Raw genomic sequence first — 23,556 nt, forward strand, 5'->3', positions numbered from 1 at the left:
TGAGGGTATTCCTAGACGAGCAGGCCGGCCACGATGAGCGCCTGCGCGAGGTGGTAGGTGACGATGACGACGAGGCGCGCCCCGGGACGTGGGGTGACGAACCGGTCGAGCGCGAGCAGGGTGTCGCTGACGACGAAGAGCGTGACGCCCGCGGCGACGAGCGGGCTGCCGGTGGCCCATCCCGTCACCGCCATCGCCGCGATGACCGCCATGTAGACGCCGACCGCGGCGCCGAGCCCTGCTCCCCCGTCGCGCGTCGCGGCGGGGAGGATGCGCCGGCCGGCCACGAGCGCGACGGCGACGGTGGCCGCGCCGGCCGCGGCGAGCGCGGGGTGGTCGAGGCCGTCGCGAACGAAGGCGAGGACGTACGCGAGGTGGCCGACGAGGAAGGCCGCGAGGCCCGCGACGAAGCGTGGCTCGGAGTCGTCGAGGAGGAGGACGTCGCCCACCCCGCCGAGGACGAGCGCGACGAGCAGGGCGGGGCCGGCGGGGTGGTCGAGGGCGCCGGCCGCGAGCGCGACGGCCACGAGGCCGACCATGACTGCCGGCTTGGCCCACCGCTCGACGCCGGCGCGCTGCGTGGCGACTGCCCACCAGTCGGCGAGCGCGACGACGGCGGTGAGGACGGCGGCGACGGCGAGCACGGCCGCATCCTGCCAGCGGCGGGGCGGGCCGGCGGACGGCGGAACCGCGGTCCGGCCCGTCGCCGATCCTGAGAGCGACCGGTCGAGAGGTGCTCTCCCAGCCTCCTGCCCCTCCGGAAGGTTTCCCTTCCACCACGCAAGGTTTATCTTCCACCCGCAAGCATGTGGTTGCACCGCGGAAGGTTTCGCTGCCCGCGGGCAAGGTTTGCCTTCCACCCGGCAAGGTTTCCCTTCCGCTGTGCAGGGATGTGGTTGCGGAAGCAAGCAAATGGTTGCGGCTGGAAGGTAAACCTTCCGCGATGGCAGGAGGCTGGGGGAGCACCTGTCGACCGGTCGCTCTCAGGATTCCGGGGCCTGTGGATGACGCCCGCGGCGGCCGGGTCCGGGCGGGCAGGATCGGTGTCGTCCCCACGGAGCGGAGGAGACCGATGGACGAGCCAAGTCCGACCCAGGCCGGCGCGACCGAGGCCGGCGCGAGCGAGGCCGGCGCGACCGAGTCCGGCGCGAGCGGGGCCGGCGCGAGCGAGCAACCCGCAGGACCGCCCCCGACGAGCGAGCCGCCCACGGCATCACCGCCGGCGCTCGACGTCGCAGAACCCGGGCCGCCGACGCCCGCGCCCGGCGTCGCCCGGGGCCGCCTGTCGTGGACGACGCGCCGGGGCATCCCGCCCGAGGACACCGCCGAGCACGCGCCCTGGCTGCGCCTGCACGAGCACCTCGCGCTACGCCCCGGCGTCCGGGCCGACGGTCCACGCCGCTGGGAGCGCCCGGACGCCGACGACCCGCTCCACCTCCCGGCGCTGCTGCGCCAGGCGAGCGCCCAGCTCGACCGCGACCTCGTCCGGGCCCTCGAAGAGATCTCCCCGGTCCTGACCCCCGAGGGGTTCGACGCCCTCCGCCGGGTCGTCGCCAAGCCCTCCGACGGGGTCAACCTCGCCGAGTACCTCGGGCGCTCCGAGGCCGCCGTCAGCCGCCTCCTCACCACCCTCACCGCCCACGGTCTGGTTCGCCGGGAGCAGGGCTGGCGCGACTTCCGCACCCGCCGCACCGTCGCGACCGACGAGGGCCGCGAGCTTGTGGCCCGCGTCGAGCAGGACGTCGAGATGCTCCTGGACGCCGCGCTCGTCGCCCTCGAGGACGACGAGCGCCACCACCTGCGTCTGCTCCTGCGCGAGCTCGCCGACCGCCCGATCAAGCGGCCGCCCCGCCGCCCCCGCCGGACCGCGCGCACCCGCCCGGCCCCGGACGCCGCCTGACGACGCGACGAGACCCTCAGCGCGTCTCGAGCACCCCGTCGTCGAGGCGCCCGAAGCGGGTCGTCGCGACGTCGTACGCGTAGCTCTGCACGACCCGCCACGGACGGCGCGACCCCTGCCGCGGCAGCAGGTGCGCCCCCCGCCGCACGTACCCCGACGTGAGGTCGAGCAGCGGCCGGTCCTCCCCGCCGGAGCCGTCCCACCGCGGCACCGCGACCGTCCGCCCCCGGCTTGTGAGGTGACCCAGCAGCTGGCACATCCACCGCGCCGTGAGGTCGGCGCGCAGCGTCCAGCTGGCGTTCGTGTAGCCCACGGCCAGGAACAGGTTGGGCACGTCCGAGAGCATGCAGCCCTTGTAGACGTGACGCGACGGCACGTCGACCACCTCCCCGTCGACGACCAGCTCCGCTCCCCCGGCGAGCTCCAGCCGCAGCCCGGTGGCGGTGACGACGACGTCGGCCGGCAGCACCCGGCCCTCCCCGGTCCGCACACCCTCGGCGACGAACGCGTCGACGGTCGAGGTGACGACCTCGGCCCGCTCCCCCGACAGCACGTCGAGCAGGTCCCCGTCGGGCGCGACGCACACGCGCTGGTCCCACGGGTCGTAACGCGGCGAGAAGTGCGTGTCGACGTCGTACCCGGCGGGCAGCCGTTCCTGCAGCCGCTTGCGCAGGACCTTCCGCCCGGCCGTCGGCCACCGCCGCAGCGCCTGGTAGCTGGCCGTCGCGAGCGCCACGTTCTTGCCCCGCACCAGATGGTGCGCCGCCCGCGCGGGCAGCACGCGGCGCGCGACGTCGGCCACCCGGTCGGCGCCCGGCAGCGCGGCGACGTAGCTCGGGCTGCGCTGCAGCATCGTCACGTGCGCCGCGCCCTGCTCGACGAGCGCAGGCACGAGCGTGATGGCCGTGGCCCCGCTGCCGACGACGACGAAGCGCCGGCCCGCGACCGGCATCCCCTCCGGCCAGTGCTGCGGGTGCACGACCTCGCCACCGAACGACTCCTGGCCCGGGAACTCGACGACGTGCCCCGCGTCGTACGCGTAGTAACCCGTCGCCAGGTGCACGAAGCGCGCCCGGTGCTCGAGCACCTCCCCGTCGGACCGGCGCGCGGTCACCGTCCACCGCTCCTCGTCCGAGGACCACGCGAGCCGCGTCACCCGCTGCCCGAGATGCGTCCGCTCGGTCACGCCGTACTCGTCGGCGGTCGCCCGGACGTACTCGAGGATCTCCGACGCGGGCGCGATCGAGCGGCGACCGCGCCACGGCCGGAACGGGAAGCCCAGCGTGTACATGTCCGAGTCCGAGCGGATGCCGGGATACCGGAAGAGGTCCCACGTGCCCCCTGTCGCCTCGCGCGCCTCGAGCACCGCCCAGGTCAGCTCGGGCCGCTCGGTCGCCAGCCGGCACGCGGCGTCGATGCCGGAGATGCCGGCGCCGACGACCAGCACGTCGACGTCGAGCGGGGGCGGTCGCATCGGGTCCGGTGACACTCGCTCAGGCTAGGTCCGCCGTCGGTGCGCCGTGCGTCGAGGGTTGCCGCGCACCCCGGAACGTGCTCAGGGCCGCGTGCGACGATGAACGACATGACCACCCTCTCCGACTTCACCGCCACCACGCTCACCGGCGAGGAGCGCCCCCTGTCGACGTACGCCGGCGACGTCGTGCTCGTCGTCAACACCGCGAGCAAGTGCGGCTTCACGCCGCAGTACGCCGGTCTCGAGGCCCTCTACGACGAGCTCAAGGACGAGGGCTTCGTCGTGCTCGGTTTCCCGTGCAACCAGTTCGGGTCGCAGGAGCCGGGCAGCTCGGACGAGATCGGCGAGTTCTGCCAGATGAACTACGGCGTCTCCTTCCCGATGTTCGGCAAGGTCGACGTCAACGGTGACGACGCGCACCCGCTCTTCGAGTGGCTGAAGTCCGAGAAGAAGGGCCTGCTCGGCGGGCGCATCAAGTGGAACTTCACGAAGTTCCTCGTCGCCCGGGACGGCACGGTCGTCAAGCGCTACGCCCCGAACACCGAGCCGGCCGACCTCGCCGGTGACGTGCGCGCCGCCCTCGCCGCCCCCGCCCCGGCGTCCCCGGACGGCGCGTGAGCGCCCTCGCGGCGCTCGTCCCGGTCGTCGTCCTCGGAGGCTTCCTCGCCTTCGTCTGGCACCGCCTGGCCGTCGCCCCGCGCTGGGGCCGGCGCTGGGTGCCGTGGCTGCTTGCGCTGGTGCTCGCGGCTCTCGTCGCGGCGGTGCTGGAGCAGTTCGACGTCTGGGGCGGCGCGTGGAGCGCCGGGACGATGCGGCCGGTCGCCTGGACCGGCGCCGCGTTCCTCGCGACGTGCCTCTACCTCTTCCTCGGCCTCGTGCCGGTGGCCCTCGTCAGCGGCGCGATCTGGCTGCTGCGGTGGCGCCACGACCACGGGCGCGACGCCCGGCGCCGGTTCAACCGGGTCGCCGCGCCGCTCGTCGCCGCCCTCGCCGTCGGCCTGACCGGCTACGGCGCCTGGGAGGCCTCGCGCCCCTCGGCCACGGCCTTCGAGGTCGCCTCCCCCGAGCTGCCCGCCCAGTTCGACGGGGCCAAGGTGGCGCTGCTCACCGACCTGCACGCCGGCGCCGTCCGCAGCGCCGGGTTCACCCGCACGGTCGTCGACCTCGTCAACGCCCAGCGGCCGGACGTCGTCGTCATCGCCGGTGACCTCGTCGACGGCACCGCCGCCCGCTACCGCCAGGAGATCGCGCCGCTCGCCGACCTCGAGGCCCCGCTCGGCGTGTACGTGACGACCGGCAACCACGAGATGTACCGCGACACCGCCAACTGGGTCGACGAGTTCCGCCGCCTCGGGCTGACCGTCCTCGCCAACGAGCACACGCCGCTCGAGCGTGACGGGGCGTCGATCACCCTCGCCGGCGTCCACGACTACTCGGGCACCGGCCCGTTCACGCCCGACCCCGACGCCGCCCTCTCGGGCGTCGACGTCGCCGGCTTCACCCTCTACGCGGCGCACCAGCCGCGCCAGGCCTTCGCCGTCGAGGGCCGCGGGGTCGACCTCCAGCTGTCCGGGCACACCCACGGTGGGCAGCTGTGGCCGATCCGCTACCTCGTGCCGCTCCAGCAGCCGATGGTCGACGGCGAGGCGACGGTCGCCGGGACGCGGGTCATCACCTCGCGCGGCGCCGGCGCGTGGGGGCCGGCCGTCCGGGTGCTCGCGCCGCCGGAGGTGCCGATCATCACGCTGAGGCGCTCGTGAGCGACGCCGGCACGGTCGTCGGCGACGACGGGCTCGCGCGTCCCGTGTGGGCCGCGAGCGACCCGCTGCTGCAGCACTACTACGACACCGAGTGGGGCATGCCGGTGCGCGACGAGCGCGGGCTGTTCGAGCGCCTCTCGCTCGAGGCGTTCCAGTCGGGGCTGTCGTGGGCGACCATCCTGCGCAAGCGGCCCGCCTTCCGGGCGGCGTTCGACGGATTCGACCCCGAGGTGGTCGCCCGCTACGGCGACGACGACGTCGCCCGGCTGATGGCCGACGCGGGCATCGTCCGCAACCGCGCCAAGGTGCTCGCGACGATCACGAACGCGCGCGCGACGCTCGACCTGCGCGACGACCCCGACGGCGACCTCGCCCGCTTCGTCTGGTCGTTCCGGCCGGCCGACACCCCCCGCCCGCAGACCCCCGCCGACGTGCCCACGAGCTCGCCGGAGTCCCTCGCCCTCTCGAAGGCGTTGAAGCGCAAGGGGTTCGTCTTCGTCGGCCCGACGACGATGTACGCCCTGATGGAGGCCGTCGGCATCGTCGACACCCACCTGCTCGGCAGCCACCGGCGCGGCACGAGCGGCGTCTGGCCGAGCTGACCGACCCCCGCACCACGAACGCCGCGGCCCGGCTCTCCGTGCAGGAGGACCGGGCCGCGGCGTTCGTGCGGGACCCCGTGGGGGTCGGCGGCGCAGGTCAGCGGTGCAGGTCGAAGCGGTCGTTCTCCATGACCTGGACCCACGCGCCGACGAAGTCGTCGACGAAGCGCTGCTCGCCGTCGGCGCTGCCGTAGACCTCGGCGATGGCCCGCAGCTGCGGGTGCGAGCCGAGCACGAGCTCGACCGCGGTCGCCTGCCGGCCGTCGCTGCTGTCGTAGACGTTCGCGGTGTCGCGCGAGGTGCTCCACGTGACACCCGGCTCGAGGACCGCCGCGAGGACGTCGTTGGTCAGCTGCCCGGGACGCCGGGTCAGCACGCCCACCGAGGTGTTGCCGTACGTCGCCCCGATGGCGCGCAGGCCACCCACGAGCGCGACCATCTGCGGCGCCGAGAGCCCGAGGACGTTCGCGCGGTCGAGCAGCAGCCCCTCCGGCGCGATCTTCTCCTCGTGGCGCAGGTAGCCGCGGAAGCCGTCGGCACGCGGCTCGAGGTAGGAGTACGACTCGACGTCGGTCAGCTCCTGCGTCGCGTCGGTGCGGCCCGGCGTGAACGGCACGGTGAGCTCGCGGCCGGCGTCGCGCGCCGCCTTCTCGATGCCGGCGGAGCCGCCGAGCACGATGAGGTCGGCGAGCGAGACGGTGCGCCCGCCCTTGCCGTCGAAGTCGCTCTTGACGCGACCGAGCACCTCGAGCACCGAGGCGAGCTCGGCCGGCTCGTTGACCTCCCACGAGCGCGCCGGCTCGAGGGCGATGCGGGCACCGTTGGCGCCGCCGCGCATGTCGGTCTTCCGGAACGAGGCCGCGGAAGCCCACGCCGTCTTGACGAGCTGCTGCACCGTGAGGCCCGAGGAGAGCAGGGCCTCCTTGAGGTCCGCGACGTCGGCGTCGGTCAGCGGCTCGCCGGACGCGGCGGGCACCGGGTCCTGCCACGGCTGCACCTCGGGCACCCACGGGCCGAGGAAGCGGTCGACCGGGCCCATGTCGCGGTGGAGCAGCTTGTACCAGGCCTTGGCGAAGGCGAGGCGGAACTCCTCGAAGTTCTCGTGGAAGCGCCGCGAGATCTTCTCGTACTCCGGGTCGAAGCGCAGCGAGAGGTCGGTCGTGAGCATCGTCGGCTTGCGGCGCGCGGGCGTGCCGTCGGGGTCCGGGACCGAGTTCTCGGCGTCCTTGGCCTCCCACTGCCACGCACCGGCCGGGCTCTTGACGAGCTCCCACTCGTAGCCGAAGAGGTTGTCGAAGTAGAGGTTCGACCACTCGGTCGGCTTCTGGGTCCACGTGACCTCGAGGCCCGAGGTGATGGCGTCCATGCCCTTGCCGGAGCCGTACTCGCTCTTCCAGCCCAGGCCCATCGCGTGCACCGGGCAGCCGTTGGGCTCGGTGCCGACGAGGTCGGGGTCGCCCGCGCCGTGGGTCTTGCCGAAGGTGTGGCCGCCGGCGATGAGCGCGACGGTCTCCTCGTCGTTCATCGCCATCCGCTTGAACGTCTCACGGATGTCGCGGGCCGCCTTGACCGGGTCGGGCTCGCCGTTGGGGCCCTCCGGGTTGACGTAGATCAGGCCCATCTGCACAGCGCCGAGGGGGTTGGAGAGCTCGCGGTCGCCGCTGTAGCGCTCGTCGCCGAGCCAGGTGTCCTCGGTGCCCCAGTTGACCTCCTCGGGCTCCCAGACGTCGGTGCGGCCGAAGGCGAAGCCGAAGGTCTCGAAGCCCATGTCCTCGAGCGCGACGTTGCCGGCGAGGACGAGCAGGTCGGCCCAGGAGACCGCCTGGCCGTACTTCTGCTTGACCGGCCACAGCAGACGACGGGCCTTGTCGAGGTTCGCGTTGTCCGGCCAGGAGTTCAGGGGCGCGAAGCGCTGCTGGCCGCGCCCGCCACCGCCGCGGCCGTCCTCGACCCGGTAGGTGCCGGCGGCGTGCCAGCTCATCCGGATGAAGAGCGGGCCGTAGTGGCCGTAGTCGGCCGGCCACCAGTCCTGCGAGGTGCGCATCACCTGGACGAGGTCGGCCTTGAGCGCGTCGACGTCGAGGCCGGAGAAGGCCTGCGCGTAGTCGAAGTCGGCGCCGAGCGGGTTGCCCTTCGGGCTGTTGGTGTGCAGGACCGAGAGGTCGAGCAGGTTGGGCCACCAGTCCTGGTTGGTGCGGGGGGCGCCCTTCTTCGGGGTGGGAGCGTCGATCGCCGGGTTCTCGCTCTCGCTGCCCTGCGCGGTCACGCCCTGCTGCTGGTCGGTCACGTCAGTCCATCTCCTGTTTCGGTGGGTGGTGCTGGTGCTGGTGCGGGTCGGGTGGTCGGGGGTCAGGCGGGCCGGGCCGCGGCGCAGTCGGGGCAGGTGCCCCAGTAGACGACCTCGGCCTCGTCGATCGCGAAGCCGTGGTCGTCGTCGGCCGTGAGGCAGGGGGCCTCGCCGACGGCGCAGTCGACGTCGGCGACGGCGCCGCAGGTGCGGCACACGACGTGGTGGTGGTTGTCGCCGACGCGCGCCTCGTAGCGCGCGACGGAGCCGGCGGGCTGGAAGGCGCGCACGAGGCGGGCCTGCGTCAGCGCGTGCAGCGAGTCGTAGACGGCCTGGTGCGACACGGCGGGCAGCGGCCCGCGGACGGCCCGCAGGATGCTTCCGGTGTCGGCGTGCGGGTGGGCGTGGACGGCGGCGAGGACCTCGAGCCGCGGCCGGGTGACCCGCAGACCGGCGTCGCGGAGCATCCCGGGGAGGTCCGTGTCGGCTGCCATGCCTGCCACCCTGCCGACTTTTCCTGAACGTGTCAAGACAAGCGTTTTCCGCTCCGGGGAATGCCCCGCGTCCGGCGGATGAACCGGCCCGCAGACGCAGGAACGGGCCGGCATGTCGCCGGCCCGTCCTGGTTCCACTGGTGGAGCTGAGGGGACCCCGTCGCTCGTTCCTCGCTCCTCCTCGAATCACTCCGTTCGATCGCACGACAAAGGGCCCGGCGGAAAAGCGTGCCGGGCCCTACGTCGTGCGGTGGAGCTGAGGGGATTCGAACCCCTGACCCCCTCCATGCCATGGAGGTGCGCTACCAACTGCGCTACAGCCCCGAGTGGGTGTTCCCCCGAGGGGGCGTCGTGAAGTTTACAGACGCGGTGCCCCACTCCCAAATCGGCCTCACGGGGGCGAGGTCCCGGGCCGTGACGGCGCCCCGGAGGAGGCGTTCCAGGCCTGCAGCCGCCAGCCCTGACGGCCCTCGACGAGCTCGGCCCAGTGACAGTTGCCGAGCGAGCCGAGCACCCGCCAGGCGAGCTCCTGCTCGAGCCCGAGCAGCCACGCGACGGCCGCCCGACCGGCGGCGCCGTGGGTCGAGACGACGACGCACTCCCCCGCCGCCATCGAGCCGACGAGCGCCTGCAGGCCCTCACCGACGCGGGCGACGACGTCGGCCATCGACTCGCCGTCGCCGCCGCGCGGGACGTCCTCGCCGCGCAGGACGGCGGCGCGCTCCTCCGGCCAGCGCTCGGTGACCTGGTCGTTGGTCAGGCCCTGCCAGGCGCCGGCGTGGATCTCGCGGAAGCGGGCGTCCTCGACGAGCGGGACGCCGCACGCGCGCGCGACGCTCTCGCCGGTGCGCCGGGCGCGCTGGAGGTCGGAGGTGACGACGCGCGAGGGGCGCAGCGGCGCGAGGGCCGGCCCGACCGCCGCGGCCTGCTGCTCACCGAGCTCGGACAGGGGGCTGTCGAGCTGCCCCTGCCAGATGCCGGCGGCGTTGTGGGTCGTCTCGCCGTGCCGCAGCACGACGAGCCGGCGCGGGCCGAGCCCGTCCGGGCTCACCGGCCGCCCTGCTCGGTGCCGACGACACCGAGGTCGAGGGCGGGGCAGTCGCGCCAGAGGCGCTCGAGCTCGTAGAACTCACGCTCCTCGTCGTGCTGGACGTGGACGACGATGTCGCCGAAGTCGATGAGGACCCAGCGGCCCTCGCGCTGGCCCTCGCGGCGGATCGGCTTGACGCCGCGCTCGCGCAGGACGTCCTCGACCTCGTCGACGATCGAGCCGACCTGCCGCTCGGACTCGGCGGAGACGATGACGAAGACGTCGGTCAGCGCGAGCTGCTCGGAGACGTCGATGCCGGAGATGGTGGTCGCGAGCTTGTCGGAGGCCGCGGTGGCGGCCGCCTTCGCGAGCTCGAGCGAACGGTCGGACGCGGTCACGGTGCTCCTCGGTAGAGGTGGTACTTGCTGATGTACTGGACGACGCCGTCGGGGACGAGGTACCAGACCGGCTGGCCGGCCCGGACCCGGTCCCGGCAGTCGGTGGAGGAGATGGCCATGGCGGGCACCTCCTGGAGGGTGACGCGCTCCCCCGGCAGCCCCAGCTCGCTGAGGACGTACCCGGGGCGCGTCACGCCGACGAAGTGGGCGAGCTCGAAGAGCTCGTCCGCGTCCTTCCACGACAGGATCTGGGCCAGGGCGTCGGCGCCGGTGATGAAGAACAGCTCGGCGTCGGGGCGCTGGGCCCGCAGGTCACGGAGGGTGTCGACGGTGTAGGTGGGTCCCTCGCGGTCGATGTCGACGCGGGAGACGGTGAAGCCGGGGTTCGAGGCGGTCGCCACGACGGTCATGAGGTAGCGGTGCTCGGCGGGCGAGACCTCCCGCGCGTCCTTCTGCCACGGCTGGCCGGTGGGGACGAAGACGACCTCGTCGAGGCCGAGCAACGTCTGGACCTCGGAGGCGGCGACGAGGTGGCCGTGGTGGACGGGGTCGAACGTCCCGCCCATCACCCCGAGGCGCACCGGGCGGTCGCTCAGTGGTGCCCCGGGTGCTCGGGCCAGTGCGTGTCCTCGTGCGCGTCGGCGTCGCCGGTGGCCGTGCGGCTGCCGGCGGGGGTGCCGTCGCCGTACTCGGGACGGGCGTACTTGTTGTGCGTCCCGCGGAAGGACCAGGTGACCCCGAGGAGGAAGGCGAAGGTGAGCAGCGCGATGATCCCGATCATCCACGGCGGGATGGGGAGCTCGCGGTTGGCTTCCTCGGCGGCGATCAGGAACGCGGTGCTCGACATGAGGGACAGCGTACCGTCCCCGTTGTCCACGGATTTCGTCCACAGGGGTGTGCACGAGCGGCGCTCCCCGCACCGCCGCCTGTGGACGACGGGGCCGCGGGGTGGGACGCCGACGGAAAGGCCGGCGAAGCGGTTGCACACCCACCCGTCCGGGGACTAGAACAGTCGCACGCCCCTTCGGCGGCCGAGGTCCGGCAAGGCCTACGGTCCGAGGCCGTCCCGGGGGTGGGTCGATCGGATAACGGCACGCCGTTCCCGGTCCGGGTCCTCCCGGTCCGGAACATCCGGACCTCTCGGGGAACGGATGCCGCGCGCGACGGCGCGGGTGCTGCGGCCGACGGCCCGGAGTCGAAGACCGTCCCCTCGGGGACGGCGCCACCGTCGCGTGGCACCTCTGTGCGGTTCGCCGTGGGGACTGACCGGCTCGAGTCCGACCGGCGGCACGGCCGTCGGCGCAGGGCCCCCGAATCTCATACTCGGGGGCCCTTCGCCTTCCGCGCGCACGCACAGGCGGATCACGGCGAGACACAGGTCCCGCACGGGCTCGGCCTCTACCCTGAATGGCATGCCGCTCTCCCCCGTCCTCACGGTCGTCGTGCCGATGTACGACGAGCAGGAGGTGCTGCCGCTGTTCGTCGAGCGGCTGCGCCCCCTCGCCGAGTCCTGGGGCGTCCCCTACGAGGTCCTCTGCGTCGACGACGGCTCGACCGACGCCACGCCGGTCCTCCTCCAGCGCCTGCGCCGGGAGTGGCCGCAGCTGCGCGTCGTGCGCCTGCGGGCCAACTCCGGGCACCAGGCCGCCATCTCCGCCGGGCTGTCGCTGGCCCGCGGCGACTACGTCGTGACGATCGACGCCGACCTCCAGGACCCGCCCGAGACGATCGGCGAGATGCTCCGCGTGGCGCGCACCGAGGGCGTCGACGTCGTCTACGGCGTGCGTGAGGACCGCTCGAGCGACACCGCCTTCAAGCGCCTGACCGCCCGCGCCTTCTACCGCTCCATCCGGGCCCTGTCCGACGTCGACGCGCACGTCGACGCCGGTGACTTCCGGCTGATGTCCCGCGCCACCGTCGAGGCGGTCAACGCCCTGCCCGAGGGCAACCGGGTGCTGCGCCTCGTCGTGCCGGCGCTCGGCTTCCCCAGCGCCTCGGTCGGCTACCGGCGGGCCGCTCGCGCAGCGGGCGAGTCGAAGTACCCGCTGGCCAAGATGATCCGGCTCTCGGTCGACGCGGTCACCGGCTTCTCGATCGCCCCGCTGCGCTTCGCGACGTGGCTCGGGCTGCTCGGCGGCCTCGCCGCGCTCGTCGTCCTCGTCTACGCGCTCGTCGCGATGCTGCTCGGCAACACCCTCCCCGGCTGGACCTCGACCGTCGTCATCGTCGCGGCGGTCGGCGCCGTCCAGCTGCTCGCGCTCGGCATCCTCGGCGAGTACGTGGGGCGGACCTACTCCGCGCTCCAGGCGCGCCCGGCGTACTTCGTCGCGCACGACAGCCTCGAGCAGGACGCCGCGCGCGGCGACGAGGAGCATCCGCTCCCCCGCCCGGCGGCCTCGGGTCAGACGCGGACCTGACCGTCTCCCTCGACGACCCACTTGGTGGACGTCAGCTCGGGCAGGGCCATCGGGCCGCGGGCGTGCAGCTTCTGCGTCGAGATGCCGATCTCGGCCCCGAACCCGAACTCGCCGCCGTCGGTGAAGCGGGTGCTCGCGTTGACCATGACCGCGGCGGCGTCGACCTCGGCGGTGAAGCGACGCGCGGCCCCGCGGTCCTCGGTGACGATGGCCTCGGTGTGGCCCGAGCCGAACCGGCGGATGTGCGTCAGCGCGGCGTCGAGGTCGTCGACGACGCCGACGGACATCTCGAGGCCGTGGAACTCCGTGGCGAAGTGCTCGTCCGTGGCGGCGTCGTGGGCCACCCCGGCCGCCCGCGCGCCGGCCGAGGCGCGCTCGTCGGTGTGCAGCACGACCCCCTCGGCCGCGAGCGCGGCGAGCGCCTTGGGCAGGAAGGCGTCGGCGACGGCGCGGTGGACCAGCAGCGACTCGGCCGCGTTGCAGACGCTCGGGCGGTGCGTCTTGGCGTTGACCGCGATGGCCAGGGCCTTGTCGAGGTCCGCGGCGGCGTCGACGTAGACGTGGCAGTTGCCGATGCCGGTCTCGATGACGGGCACGGTCGAGCCGGTGACGACGGCCTGGATGAGGTCGGCGCCGCCGCGCGGGATGAGCAGGTCGACGAGACCGCGGGCCGTCATCAGCGCGGTGACGACCGAGTGGCCGCCGTCGAGCAGGGCGACCGCGTCGGCGGGCAGACCCTGGCGCTCGAGCGCGGCCCGCAGGACGGCGACGGTGGCCCGGTTGGTCTCGGCCGCGGCGCTGCCCCCGCGCAGGATGACCGCGTTGCCGGACTTGAGGCCGAGGCCGGCGGCGTCGACGGTGACGTTGGGCCGGGCCTCGTAGATCATCCCGACGACACCCATCGGCACCCGCACCTGGCGGATCTGCAGCCCGTTGGCCAGCGTCGAGCCGCGGACGACCTCGCCGACCGGGTCGGGCAGCGCGGCGATGTCGCGCAGCGCCTGGGCGACGGCCGCGACGCGCGGGGGGTCCAGTCGCAGCCGGTCCTGGAGGCTCTCGGGCATCCCGTGCTCGCGCCCGCGGGCGAGGTCGCGCTCGTTGGCGGCGACGACCTCGTCGGTGGCGGCGTCGAGGGCGTCGGCGAGCGCGTGGAGGGCGGCGTCCTTCTCGGCGCGCGAGAGCAGGGCGAGGCGGCGGGAGGCGGTGCGGGCGGCCTCGGCGAGGACGCGGACCTGCTCGACGTCGGCGGCGCTGGGCCCCTGGTCGGCCCCGGTGGCGGTGCGGTCGGACATGCGCCAAGGGTAGGCCCGGCCCCCGACGGGGGTCGCGGCACTTCCGGCGGGCGGGACGGTGACAGGATGGAGGGCGTGACGACGATCCTGTCCATCCAGTCCTCCGTCGCGTACGGCCACGTCGGCAACTCCGCGGCGGTGTTCCCCCTGCAGCGGCTCGGCGTCGAGGTGTGGCCCGTCCACACGGTGCACTTCTCGAACCACACCGGCTACGGCGCGTGGCGCGGCCCGCTCATGCCGCCGGAGGACGTCCGCGAGGTCGTCACCGGCATCGAGGAGCGCGAGGCCCTCGGCGAGGTCGACGCGGTGCTGTCGGGCTACCAGGGCGGCGAGCAGATCGGCGAGGTCGTCCTCGACGCCGTCGCGCGCACCAAGGCCGCCAACCCCTCGGCGATCTACGCCTGCGACCCGGTCATGGGCAACGCGAAGTCGGGATGCTTCGTGCACCCGGCCATCCCGGTCCTGCTGCGCGAGAAGGTCGTCCCGCAGGCCGACCTCATCACGCCGAACCAGTTCGAGCTCGGCTTCCTCACCGAGACCGACCCGGGCGACCTCGACTCCACGCTGGCCTCCGTCGAGGCCGCGCGGGCGATGGGCCCCTCGACCGTGCTCGTCACGTCGGTGCTGCGGCCCGACCGTCCCGAGGACACCATCGAGATGCTCGCGGTGCACGACGACGGCGCGTGGATCGTCCGCACCCCGCACCTGCCGCTCAAGGCCAACGGGTCGGGCGACGTGACGGCGGCGCTCTTCACGGCGCACCTGCTCGAGACCGGCGACGCCGGCGTCGCGCTCGGGCGCACCGTGTCGTCGGTGTTCGACCTGCTGCAGCGCACCCTCGACTCCGGCCGGCGCGAGCTCCAGCTCGTCCAGAGCCAGGAGGAGATCGCGCACCCGCGGATGCAGTTCGAGGTCGAGCGCATCCGCTGAAGCCCCCCGCGCCGCGCCGCGGTGGCTCGCACCAAGGACCTCACGCGTATCGGGTGACCCGATACAGCTGCGCTGAACCCCGGAACGGTTCCGGGGTACGGCGCGGTCGTATCGGGTGACCCGATACGCGTGTGACAGGTGGGGTCAGAGGACGACGAGGTCGTCGCGGTGGACGACCTCGCGCTCGTACCCCGGGCCGAGCTCGCGGGCGAGGTCGCGCGTCGAGCGGCCGAGCAGCCGCGGCAGCTCCGTCGAGGCGTAGGTGACGAGCCCGCGGGCGATGACGCGGCCGTCCGTGGCGCAGACGTCGACCGGGTCGCCCGCGGCGAACGAGCCGACGACCTCGGTGATCCCGGCCGGCAGGAGCGAGGTGCGCCGCTCGGTCACCGCGGTGACGGCGCCGTCGTCGATGACCAGCCGCCCCTTGGCCGACGTGGCGTGGGCCAGCCAACGCTTGCGCGAGGCCCGCGTCGCGGCGGCCGGCGCGAAGACGGTGCCCACGTCGGCGCCGTCGAGGCCGGCGGCGACGTCGGCGAGCCGGGTCAGGAGGGTCGGGATGCCCGCGGCGCCGGCGATGCCCGCGGCCTCGACCTTGGTCACCATCCCGCCGCTGCCGACGGCCGAGCCGGTGCCGCCGATCGTCACGGCCTCGAGGTCGGCGTCCGTCGCGACGAGCGGGACCCGCTGCGAGCCGCCCTTCGACGGCGGGCCGTCGTAGAGGCTGTCGACGTCGGTGAGGAGGACGAGCCCGTCGGCGCCCACGAGGTCGGCGACGACCGCGGCGAGGCGGTCGTTGTCGCCGAAGCGGATCTCCTGCGTGGCCACCGTGTCGTTCTCGTTGACGATCGGGACGATGCCGAGCTCGAGCAGCCGCTCGAGGGTGCGCCGGGCGTTCGTGTAGTGGCTGCGGCGGGTCGTGTCGTCGGCGGTGAGCAGGACCTGGCCCACGGTCAGGCCGTGCCGTGCGAAGGCCGCCTGGTAGGCCGCGACGAGCGCACCCTGGCCGACCGACGCGGCGGCCTGCTGGGTCGCGAGGTCGGTGGGGCGCCGGTCCAGCCCGAGCGGGCCGATGCCGGCGGCGATGGCGCCCGAGGACACGAGCACGACCTGGTGCCCGGCGGCGCGGCGCCCGGCGAGGACGTCGACGAGCGCCCCGAGCGCGTCGAGGTCGAGGCGCCCGCCGTCGGCGCTCGTCAGGGACGAGGAGCCGACCTTGACGACGAGGCGGCGGCCCGCCCCCACGGCACGGCGCAGGGCGGCGGCAGCGGTGGCGGGCACGGGCGTCAGTCCTCGTCCCGGGCCGTGGCCCAGTGGCCGGCGCGGCGCTCGGCGGCGAGCTCGTCGCGGGCCGCGGTCTGCGCGTCCTTGCGGCCGTGGAACTCGTCGCGCTTCTCGGCGCGGGTCTTGCGCCCGGAGTCCTCGAAGCGCACGTCGGTGCCGCGCGGGCCGGCCAGCAGCTCGGCGCCGCTCGCCATCGTCGGCTCCCAGTCGAAGACGACCGCGTCCTCGAGCGGGCCGATGAGGACGGTCGAGCCCGAGACGGCGCCGGCCCTGAGCAGCGCCTCCTCGACCCCGAGCCGGCTCAGCCGGTCGGCGAGGTAGCCGACGGCCTCGTCGTTGGAGAAGTCGGTCTGGCGCACCCAGCGCGTCGGCCGGTCCCCGAGGACGCGGAAGACCTCGCCCTCCGGCGTGTCCTCGCGGCGCACGTGGAAGCCGCTGTCGTCGACGGCCTTCGGGCGGATGACGACGCGCGGCCGCTCGACGACGGCGGCCTCGAGCTCGGCGCGGGCCTGCGCGACGTGGCGCGCGAGGGCGAAGGTCAGCTCCCGCAGGCCGGTGTGGGCGACGGCGGAGACGACGAACACCTCGAGGCCGCGCTCCTCGAGCATCGGCTTGACCATCTCGGCGAGGTCGCGGGCCTCGGGCACGTCGGCCTTGTTGAGCACGACGATGCGCGTGCGCTCGGACAGCGGGCGGCCGCCGAGGCTGTCGTCGGAGACGTACGCGGCGAGCTCGGCCTCGATGACGTCGAGGTCGGTCATCGGGTCGCGGCCGGGCTCGAGGGTCGCGCAGTCGACGACGTGGACGAGCACCGAGCAGCGCTCGACATGGCGGAGGAACTCCAGGCCGAGGCCCTTGCCCTCGCTCGCGCCGGGGATGAGGCCGGGGACGTCGGCGATCGTGTAGCGCTCCGAACCGGCCGTCACGACACCGAGGTTCGGCACGAGCGTCGTGAACGGGTAGTCGGCGATCTTGGGGCGGGCAGCCGAGACGACGGAGACGAGCGAGGACTTGCCGGCGCTCGGGAAGCCGATGAGCGCGACGTCGGCGAGCGACTTGAGCTCGAGGACGACGTCGAGGGCCTCCCCCGGCTCGCCGAGCAGCGCGAAGCCCGGCGCCTTGCGGCGGGCGCTGGCGAGCGCCTTGTTGCCCAGGCCGCCGCGGCCGCCGCGGGCGACGACGTAGGTGGCGTCGAAGCCGACGAGGTCGGCGAGCACCTCGCCGTCGGCGCCCTTGACGACGGTGCCCTCGGGGACGGAGAGGACGAGGTCGGCGCCGTCGGCACCGTTGCGCTCGTCACCGGCCCCCGGCTTGCCGTTCTCGGCCCGGCGGTGCGGCGTGTGGTGGTAGTCGAGGAGCGTCGTGGCCTGCGGGTCGACCGCGATGACCACGGAGCCACCCCGGCCGCCGTTGCCGCCGTCGGGACCGCCGAGCGGCTTGAACTTCTCGCGCTTGACGGATGCCACCCCGTGCCCGCCGTTGCCGGCGGAGACGTGGAGGACGACGCGGTCGACGAAGGTCGCCATCGCGGTGGGGCTCCTGACTGTGGGATGCGACGAGGGGCGGGCCGATCGCGGCCCGCCCCTCGGGTGGTGCGTGGTGCCGGGCCCGGGGGCCCGGCGAGGCGTCACACCGCGACGGTCTCCACCGGCGTGATGTTGACGGTCTTGCGGCCGCGCTTGGTGCCGAAGGTCACCGCACCCGGGACGAGCGCGAACAGCGTGTCGTCGCCGCCACGGCCGACGCCGTCGCCGGGGTGGAAGTGGGTGCCGCGCTGGCGGACGATGATCTCGCCGGCCTTGACGACCTGGCCGCCGTAGCGCTTGACGCCGAGGTACTGGGGGTTGGAGTCACGACCGTTGCGGGTCGAGGACGCACCCTTCTTGTGTGCCATGTCTGTGGTTCCTGTCCGTGAGGTCCGAGCGAGGTGCTCAGGCGTCGATCGCGGTGATCTTGACCTGGGTGAGCGGCTGGCGGTGGCCCTGGCGCTTCCGGTAGCCGGTCTTGTTCTTGTACTTGAGGATCGTGATCTTCGGGCCCTTGGCGGCCTTCACGACCTCGGCCGTCACGGTGACCTTGGCGAGCTTCGCGGCGTCGCTCGTGACGGTCCCACCGTCGACGAGGAGCAGCGGCTGCAGCTGGATCTTGTCGCCGGCGACGCCGGTCTGCTTGTCGATGAGCAGGGTGTCGCCCACGGAGACCTTCTCCTGGCGACCACCTGCGCGCACAATCGCGTACACGGTACGTACTCACTTCCTGTTCGGGCGCGCTCGCTGGTCGACCGGCCGGTAGCGACCCCGTGGACGACACGGGACACCGACGCGGTGGGCGCACCGACTCACCAGACTACCGGCGCGGCGGGCGGCCCCCCCCGGGGGCCCCCCCCCCCCCCCGCGGTCCGGGTCGTGCCTGCCGGGCTCGGTCAGGCGTCGCCGTCGGCTGCGGCCTCGACCGCCGCCGGCGGGGGGCCGGCCGGGGCGACGACGCGTCCGCGCTTGCGCCGGGTCCGCGGCGCCGGCGCGGCGGCCGGGGCCTCGACGACGGGCGCCGGGGCCGGCTCGGCGACGGGCGCGGGCGCCTCGGCCACCGGGGCGGTCTCGGCGGGCTGCTCGGCCACCGGCTGCGGGTCGGCGTCGGGCGCGGTGACGGCCGCCACCTCGGCGGCGATCTCCGTGGCGACGTCGGCCGGGTCGGTGTGCTTGAGCGCGGCGGCGTGGGCGGCCGCGGCGATCTGCGCGGCGGTCGGGCCGCCGGCCGGGCGCGCGGGCTCGGGCGCGGGCGCCTCCTTGGCCGGCTGCGGGGAGCCACCGGACGAGGTCCCGTTGCCGCCCCGGCGACCGCGGCCCGACGAGCGGCCGGAGTCGCCGCCGGAGCCGTTGCCGCCACCGTGGCCGCCGCCGGAGCGGTCGACCGGCTCGGTGTGGACGACGATGCCGCGCCCGCTGCAGTGCTCGCACTGCTCGGAGAAGACCTCGATGAGGCCGGAGCCGACGCGCTTGCGGGTCATCTGGACCAGGCCGAGCGAGGTGACCTCGGCGACCTGGTGCTTGGTGCGGTCGCGCCCGAGGCACTCGAGCAGGCGCCGGACCACGAGGTCGCGGTTGGACTCCAGCACCATGTCGATGAAGTCGATGACGATGATGCCGCCGATGTCGCGCAGCCGGAGCTGGCGGACGATCTCCTCGGCGGCCTCGAGGTTGTTCTTCGTCACCGTCTCCTCGAGGTTGCCCCCGGAGCCGACGAACTTGCCGGTGTTGACGTCGACGACGGTCATCGCCTCGGTGCGGTCGATGACGAGCGAGCCGCCCGAGGGCAGCCAGACCTTGCGGTCCATCGCCTTGGCGATCTGCTCGTCGATGCGGTGGGCCGCGAAGACGTCGTCGTCGGAGGTCCACCGCGAGACGCGCGCGGCCAGGTCGGGCGCGACGTCCTCGACGTACTCGCTGACCTCGCCCCAGGCCTTCTCGCCGGAGACGACGAGCGAGGAGAAGTCCTCGGTGAAGACGTCGCGGATGACGCGGATGGTGAGGTCGGGCTCGCCGTGCAGGAGCGCGGGCGCTCCCCCGCTGCCGGACTTCTTCGCCTTGGCGGACGCCGCCTTCTTCTCGATGCGCTCCCACTGCTTCATGAGGCGCTCGACGTCGGCCTTGAGGTCGGCCTCGGACGCGCCCTCGGCGGCGGTGCGGACGATGACGCCGGCGCCGTCCGGCACGACCTCCTTGAGGATCGCCTTGAGGCGGGCGCGCTCGGTGTCGGGGAGCTTGCGCGAGATGCCGGTCATCGAGCCCTCGGGCACGTAGACGACGTAGCGGCCGGGCAGGCTGATCTGCGAGGTGAGCCGCGCGCCCTTGTGGCCGATCGGGTCCTTGGTCACCTGGACGAGGACGGTGTCGCCGGAGGAGAGGGCGTTCTCGATGCGCTTGGCCTGGTTGACCTCGAGCCCGGCGGCGTCCCAGTTGACCTCGCCGGCGTAGAGCACGGCGTTGCGGCCCTTGCCGATGTCGACGAAGGCGGCCTCCATCGAGGGCAGGACGTTCTGGACGCGGCCGAGGTAGACGTTGCCGGCCATCGACGCGGTGGTCTCGCGGGAGACGTAGTGCTCGACGAGCACGCCGTCCTCGAGGACCCCGATCTGGGTGCGGCCCTCACGGCCGCGGACGACCATCGTCCGCTCGACGCTCTCGCGGCGGGCGAGGAACTCGGCCTCGGTGATGATCGTGCGGCGCCGGCCGGCCTCACGGCCCTCGCGGCGGCGCTGCTTCTTGGCCTCGAGGCGGGTCGAGCCCTTGACGGCCGTCGGCTCGTCGCGCTCGGCGCGCGGCTCGCGGACCTTGGTGACGGTGCCGGGCGGGTCGTCGCCCTCGCCGCCCGCTCCCCCGCGGCGGCGGCGGCGCCGGCGGCGGCTCGAGGAGGAGTCGCCGTCGCCCTCGGCCTCGGTGTCGTCGGCGGCCTGGCGACCCCCGCGGCCACCGCGGGCCGGGGCGTCGTCGTCGGCGGCGGGGGTCTCGGTGTCCTTCTCGGCGGCGGGCGCCTGCTCGTCCTCGCCCTTGCCGCGGGCGCGGCGGCCGCGGCCACCGCGACGACGGCGGCCGCGGGAGCCGCCCTCGCCCTCGTCGGTGGCGTCGGCGGAGGCGGGACGCTCGGCGGTGGTCTCGTCGGAGGCCTGCTCGGCGGCGGCGGGGGCCGCCTCGGCCGGCTCCTCGGCGCGCTCGGCGGGCGCCTCGGCCGGGGCCTGCGCGGGCGAGGTGGCCCGGCGGCGGCGCGGGGCGACCGTGACCTCGGGGGCCTGGAAGACCAGGCCGAAGGCGGGGCCGGCGGGCGCGGGCTCCTCGGCGGCGGGCGCCTCGGCCGTCGGCTCGACGGCCGCGTCCTCCTCCTCGGGCTCCTCGACGGGGACGAGCTCGGGCAGGGGCTCGGCGACCGGCTCGACGACGAGGTCGAGGGTCTGCGCGGCCGCGGCCTTCTTCGAGGTCTTCTTGCGGGCGGCGGCCTTGCGCTTGGGCTTGGCCGGGGCCTCGTCCGCGGCGGCCGCGGGGGCGTCGACCGGGGCGTCCGCGGCGGGGGCGGCGTCCGTCGCCTCGACGGCGGGCGCCGGCTCCGGGGCGGCGGCCTTCTTCGTGGCCCGCTTGCGCGGGGCCCGCTTCTTCGGCGCGGGCGCCTGGGCGGCCTCGTCGCCGCTGCTCGCCTCGACGGGCGCCGCGTCGGCGTCGGTGGTGGTGGTCGGGTCGGTCTCGGAAGCCATGACGGCCCCTTTCGTCACCCGCGGGCCGTCGACCACACCGGAGACGCCCTGGGGCGGCTCCTCGCCGGCCGTGCGGTGCACGATCGGATCGTGTGGGCCGAGCGGCCCGCACGGAAGTCAGCTGCTGCCTCGATCGGCTCGCGCGGGGGGCGCGTCACCTCTCGGGGCCGACGGCCTCCCGGTCGGCGGCCAACGGGTCGGCCACCCCGGCACGGTCCTCACGGAGCGGGCCCTGCGCCAGTCGGGTCACCAGTGGTGGAACCGGTGGTGCGAACCCCGTCACCGCGTGGAGTGCGGTCAGGATGTCATCGGGGCGTACGGACGGTGTGGTGTGCCGTACGACCATCCGCAGTATCGCACACCCCTCCTCGTCGGACCCGGCGACATGCAGGTCCAGGACCGCCTCGCGGGTGTCGAACGTGCGGGGGCCGGACTTGAAGGTGCGGGTGGTCTCGGCCCGCTCGGCGACGAGGTACGCCGCGACGACCGGCTCCAGCTCCTCCGGCGTGCTGCCCCGCAGGCGCAGGTCCCACTCGCTCGCCTCGAGCCGGTCGGCGAGCGCGCCGGGCCCGGCCTCGACGACCTCGAGGACGTCGAGGTCGACGGGCAGGGCCTCGTCGAGCGCGGCCCGGACGGCCTCGGGGTCGACCCGCTCGGTGACGCGGATCTCGAAGTACTCGGCCTCGCTCGCGGTGCCGGTCGGCGCCGCGTTGGCGTAGGAGATGAGGGGGTGCGGGTGGAAGCCCGCCGAGAAGGCCATCGGCACGCCGGAGCGGCGCAGCGCCCGCTCGAGCGCGCGCGAGAAGTCGCGGGTCGACGAGAAGCGCAGCCGGCCGCGCTTGGCGTAGCGGATGCGGAGCTTCTGGACCGCCGGGGGCGGCGGGGGTCCGTCGGGGGTGCGCTGGCGGGCCATGGTGCCCAGCGTAGGAGGCGGCGGCCGGTCGACCGAACCGGCCCCACCGGCGTCGACGGAGACCGTGGATCGAGGAGGCCCGACGTCCGCTGGTCACGGATCGAGTGGCGAGCGGGGGTTCTCGCCACGCCATCCGCAGCACTATCGTGCCTCCATGCCGAGCACCGACCGCGCCCGACTCGCCCGTCTCCTCGCCGCCGAGCAGGAGCAGTACACCGCGGACCACCCACGCAGCCGCGCGCTCTACGAGGCCGGCGGCAACCTCTTCGGCCGCGTGCCCATGACCTGGATGAACAAGTGGAGCGGCGGCTTCCCGCTCTACCTCGACCACGCCCGCGGGAACCGGATCACCGACGTCGACGACCACACCTACGTCGACTTCGCGCTCGGCGACACCGGTGCGATGGCCGGCCACTCCCCCGCGCCCACCGCGGCGGCCGTCGCCCGGCGGATGGGCGAGCTCGGCGGCATCACGACGATGCTGCCCAGCGAGGACGCGCAGTGGGTCGGCGAGGAGCTGACCCGGCGCTTCACGATGCCGCTGTGGAGCTTCACCCTCTCGGCGACCGACGCCAACCGGTGGGCGGTGCGTCTGGCCCGGCTCGCGACCGGCCGCTCGAAGATCCTCGTCTTCGGCTACTGCTACCACGGGTCGGTCGACGAGACGTTCGCGGTCCCCGGCCCCGACGGCACGACCGTCTCGCGCCCCGGGAACGTCGCTCCCCCCGTCCCGCTCGAGATGACGACCCGGGCGGCGACGTGGAACGACCTCGCGTCGGTCGAGCGCGAGCTCGCCCACGGCGACGTCGCCGCGATCCTCACCGAGCCGGCGCTGACGAACATCGGCATCGTCCTGCCCGAGCCGGGCTTCCTCGAGGGGCTGCGCGAGCTCGCCACGAAGCACGGCGCGCTGCTGATGATCGACGAGACGCACACGTTCTCGGCCGGATGGGGCGGCGCGACCCGGGCGTGGGACCTGCAGCCCGACATCTTCGTCATCGGCAAGTCGATCGGCGGCGGCATCCCCTGCGGCGCCTACGGCATCAGCGAGGAGGTGGCGCGCGCCGTCACCCGGCACACCGAGACCGGCGAGGCCGACATCATCGACGTCGGCGGTGTCGGCGGGACGCTCGCCGGCAACGCCCTCTCGACGGCGGCGATGCGGGCGACGCTCGCGGAGGTCCTCACCGAGGACGCCTTCGACCACATGCTCGGGCTCGCGAGCGCCTTCACCGAGGGGGTGCAGGCGACGCTCGACGAGTACGACGTGCCGTGGTCGGTGAGCCGGCTCGGGGCGCGCTCGGAGTACCGGTTCGCCCGTCCCGCACCGCGGTCCGGCGAGGAGGCCGCCGCGGCCCACGACGACGGCATCGACGCGTACATGCACCTGGCGATGGTCAACCGCGGCATCCTCATGACGCCGTTCCACAACATGGCGCTCATGTGCCCGGACACGACCCGGGAGGACGTCGACCTGCACACCCGGACCTTCCGCGAGGTCGTCGGCGCGCTCTACGCCTGACCCCGCGCACGCAC

22 protein-coding genes and 1 tRNA gene are annotated in these 23,556 nt (G+C 74.3%); 7 read left to right on the forward strand and 16 right to left on the reverse strand.

Annotation, left to right across the window (positions count from 1 at the left end):
• Window positions 1–11 precede the first annotated feature (11 nt).
• Complete coding sequence (locus LG324_RS14540) at window positions 12–644, reverse strand: lysoplasmalogenase (protein ID WP_404349008.1); 633 nt, start codon at window positions 642–644, stop codon at window positions 12–14.
• A gap of 428 nt (window positions 645–1,072) precedes the next feature.
• Here LG324_RS14540 and LG324_RS14545 point away from each other — a divergent pair, with 428 nt between their 5' ends.
• Window positions 1,073–1,900, forward strand: coding sequence for a helix-turn-helix domain-containing protein (locus tag LG324_RS14545; protein ID WP_404349010.1), 828 nt, complete (start codon window positions 1,073–1,075; stop codon window positions 1,898–1,900).
• A 16-nt stretch (window positions 1,901–1,916) separates the two neighbouring features.
• Here LG324_RS14545 and LG324_RS14550 read toward each other — a convergent pair whose 3' ends face one another.
• Window positions 1,917–3,389: a flavin-containing monooxygenase gene (locus LG324_RS14550; RefSeq protein WP_404349013.1), complete on the reverse strand. Its 1,473-nt coding sequence runs from the start codon at window positions 3,387–3,389 to the stop codon at window positions 1,917–1,919.
• Window positions 3,390–3,482: 93 nt separating this feature from the next.
• Here LG324_RS14550 and LG324_RS14555 point away from each other — a divergent pair, with 93 nt between their 5' ends.
• Genes LG324_RS14555 through LG324_RS14565 form a run of 3 tightly spaced genes read left to right on the forward strand, consistent with a single transcriptional unit; the run spans window position 3,483 to window position 5,736 of the window.
• Window positions 3,483–3,992 carry a glutathione peroxidase gene (locus LG324_RS14555; RefSeq protein ID WP_030528075.1) on the forward strand — a complete coding sequence of 170 codons (510 nt, stop codon included), beginning with the start codon at window positions 3,483–3,485 and terminating at the stop codon, window positions 3,990–3,992.
• Window positions 3,989–5,134: a metallophosphoesterase gene (locus LG324_RS14560; protein WP_404349015.1), complete on the forward strand. Its 1,146-nt coding sequence runs from the start codon at window positions 3,989–3,991 to the stop codon at window positions 5,132–5,134. Before LG324_RS14555 ends, LG324_RS14560 begins: the two co-directional genes overlap by 4 nt.
• Window positions 5,131–5,736, forward strand: a complete 606-nt coding sequence (locus tag LG324_RS14565) for a DNA-3-methyladenine glycosylase I (RefSeq protein ID WP_404349017.1) — start codon at window positions 5,131–5,133, stop codon at window positions 5,734–5,736. Before LG324_RS14560 ends, LG324_RS14565 begins: the two co-directional genes overlap by 4 nt.
• A gap of 97 nt (window positions 5,737–5,833) precedes the next feature.
• Here LG324_RS14565 and katG read toward each other — a convergent pair whose 3' ends face one another.
• From katG to LG324_RS14600, 7 genes are all read right to left on the reverse strand, one after another.
• Window positions 5,834–8,023, reverse strand: a complete 2,190-nt coding sequence (gene katG / locus LG324_RS14570) for a catalase/peroxidase HPI (protein ID WP_404349019.1) — start codon at window positions 8,021–8,023, stop codon at window positions 5,834–5,836.
• A gap of 62 nt (window positions 8,024–8,085) precedes the next feature.
• Window positions 8,086–8,517, reverse strand: coding sequence for a Fur family transcriptional regulator (locus tag LG324_RS14575; RefSeq protein WP_030528071.1), 432 nt, complete (start codon window positions 8,515–8,517; stop codon window positions 8,086–8,088).
• A 251-nt stretch (window positions 8,518–8,768) separates the two neighbouring features.
• Window positions 8,769–8,841: transfer RNA gene (locus LG324_RS14580), tRNA-Ala, on the reverse strand.
• 67 nt (window positions 8,842–8,908) lie between these two features.
• Window positions 8,909–9,568: a histidine phosphatase family protein gene (locus tag LG324_RS14585; protein WP_404349022.1), complete on the reverse strand. Its 660-nt coding sequence runs from the start codon at window positions 9,566–9,568 to the stop codon at window positions 8,909–8,911.
• Entirely contained in the window at window positions 9,565–9,945 is a 381-nt protein-coding gene (rsfS, locus tag LG324_RS14590; protein ID WP_030528069.1) for a ribosome silencing factor, read from the reverse strand. Before rsfS ends, LG324_RS14585 begins: the two co-directional genes overlap by 4 nt.
• Complete coding sequence (gene nadD / locus LG324_RS14595; protein ID WP_030528068.1) at window positions 9,942–10,511, reverse strand: nicotinate-nucleotide adenylyltransferase; 570 nt, start codon at window positions 10,509–10,511, stop codon at window positions 9,942–9,944. The genes rsfS and nadD overlap by 4 nt, the downstream gene beginning before the upstream one ends.
• Window positions 10,512–10,537: 26 nt before the next feature.
• The gene (locus LG324_RS14600) at window positions 10,538–10,792 is read right to left on the reverse strand and encodes a hypothetical protein (RefSeq protein WP_404349026.1); all 255 of its coding nucleotides are present in this window, start codon (window positions 10,790–10,792) and stop codon (window positions 10,538–10,540) included.
• A 565-nt stretch (window positions 10,793–11,357) separates the two neighbouring features.
• Here LG324_RS14600 and LG324_RS14605 point away from each other — a divergent pair.
• A complete protein-coding gene (locus LG324_RS14605) occupies window positions 11,358–12,362 on the forward strand; it encodes a glycosyltransferase family 2 protein (RefSeq protein ID WP_051750415.1) in 1,005 nt (334 codons plus the stop codon).
• On the opposite strand, the gene LG324_RS14610 is transcribed toward LG324_RS14605, so the two are convergent.
• Complete coding sequence (locus tag LG324_RS14610; protein ID WP_404349030.1) at window positions 12,347–13,654, reverse strand: glutamate-5-semialdehyde dehydrogenase; 1,308 nt, start codon at window positions 13,652–13,654, stop codon at window positions 12,347–12,349. The genes LG324_RS14605 and LG324_RS14610 overlap by 16 nt on opposite strands.
• 66 nt (window positions 13,655–13,720) lie before the next feature.
• On the opposite strand from LG324_RS14610, the gene pdxY reads away from it, so the two are divergent.
• Window positions 13,721–14,584 carry a pyridoxal kinase PdxY gene (gene pdxY, locus LG324_RS14615; RefSeq protein WP_404349031.1) on the forward strand — a complete coding sequence of 288 codons (864 nt, stop codon included), beginning with the start codon at window positions 13,721–13,723 and terminating at the stop codon, window positions 14,582–14,584.
• Between the two features lie 144 nt (window positions 14,585–14,728).
• On the opposite strand, the gene proB is transcribed toward pdxY, so the two are convergent.
• From proB to LG324_RS14645, 6 genes are all read right to left on the reverse strand, one after another.
• Window positions 14,729–15,862, reverse strand: coding sequence for a glutamate 5-kinase (proB, locus tag LG324_RS14620; RefSeq protein WP_051750414.1), 1,134 nt, complete (start codon window positions 15,860–15,862; stop codon window positions 14,729–14,731).
• A 5-nt stretch (window positions 15,863–15,867) separates the two neighbouring features.
• Window positions 15,868–17,391, reverse strand: coding sequence for a GTPase ObgE (gene obgE / locus LG324_RS14625; RefSeq protein WP_404349033.1), 1,524 nt, complete (start codon window positions 17,389–17,391; stop codon window positions 15,868–15,870).
• Between the two features lie 101 nt (window positions 17,392–17,492).
• Entirely contained in the window at window positions 17,493–17,759 is a 267-nt protein-coding gene (gene rpmA, locus LG324_RS14630; RefSeq protein WP_030528061.1) for a 50S ribosomal protein L27, read from the reverse strand.
• A 37-nt stretch (window positions 17,760–17,796) separates the two neighbouring features.
• Window positions 17,797–18,105: a 50S ribosomal protein L21 gene (rplU, locus tag LG324_RS14635; RefSeq protein ID WP_207021391.1), complete on the reverse strand. Its 309-nt coding sequence runs from the start codon at window positions 18,103–18,105 to the stop codon at window positions 17,797–17,799.
• Window positions 18,106–18,287: 182 nt separating this feature from the next.
• A complete protein-coding gene (locus tag LG324_RS14640) occupies window positions 18,288–21,188 on the reverse strand; it encodes an Rne/Rng family ribonuclease (protein ID WP_404349036.1) in 2,901 nt (966 codons plus the stop codon).
• 73 nt (window positions 21,189–21,261) lie between these two features.
• Complete coding sequence (locus LG324_RS14645; RefSeq protein ID WP_404349038.1) at window positions 21,262–22,020, reverse strand: TIGR03936 family radical SAM-associated protein; 759 nt, start codon at window positions 22,018–22,020, stop codon at window positions 21,262–21,264.
• A gap of 154 nt (window positions 22,021–22,174) precedes the next feature.
• On the opposite strand from LG324_RS14645, the gene LG324_RS14650 reads away from it, so the two are divergent.
• Window positions 22,175–23,542, forward strand: a complete 1,368-nt coding sequence (locus LG324_RS14650) for a transaminase (RefSeq protein ID WP_404349040.1) — start codon at window positions 22,175–22,177, stop codon at window positions 23,540–23,542.
• Window positions 23,543–23,556: the final 14 nt, after the last annotated feature.

The organism is Phycicoccus jejuensis (genome assembly GCF_044797865.1).
GTDB classification, from domain to species: Bacteria; Actinomycetota; Actinomycetes; order Actinomycetales; family Dermatophilaceae; genus Phycicoccus; species Phycicoccus jejuensis.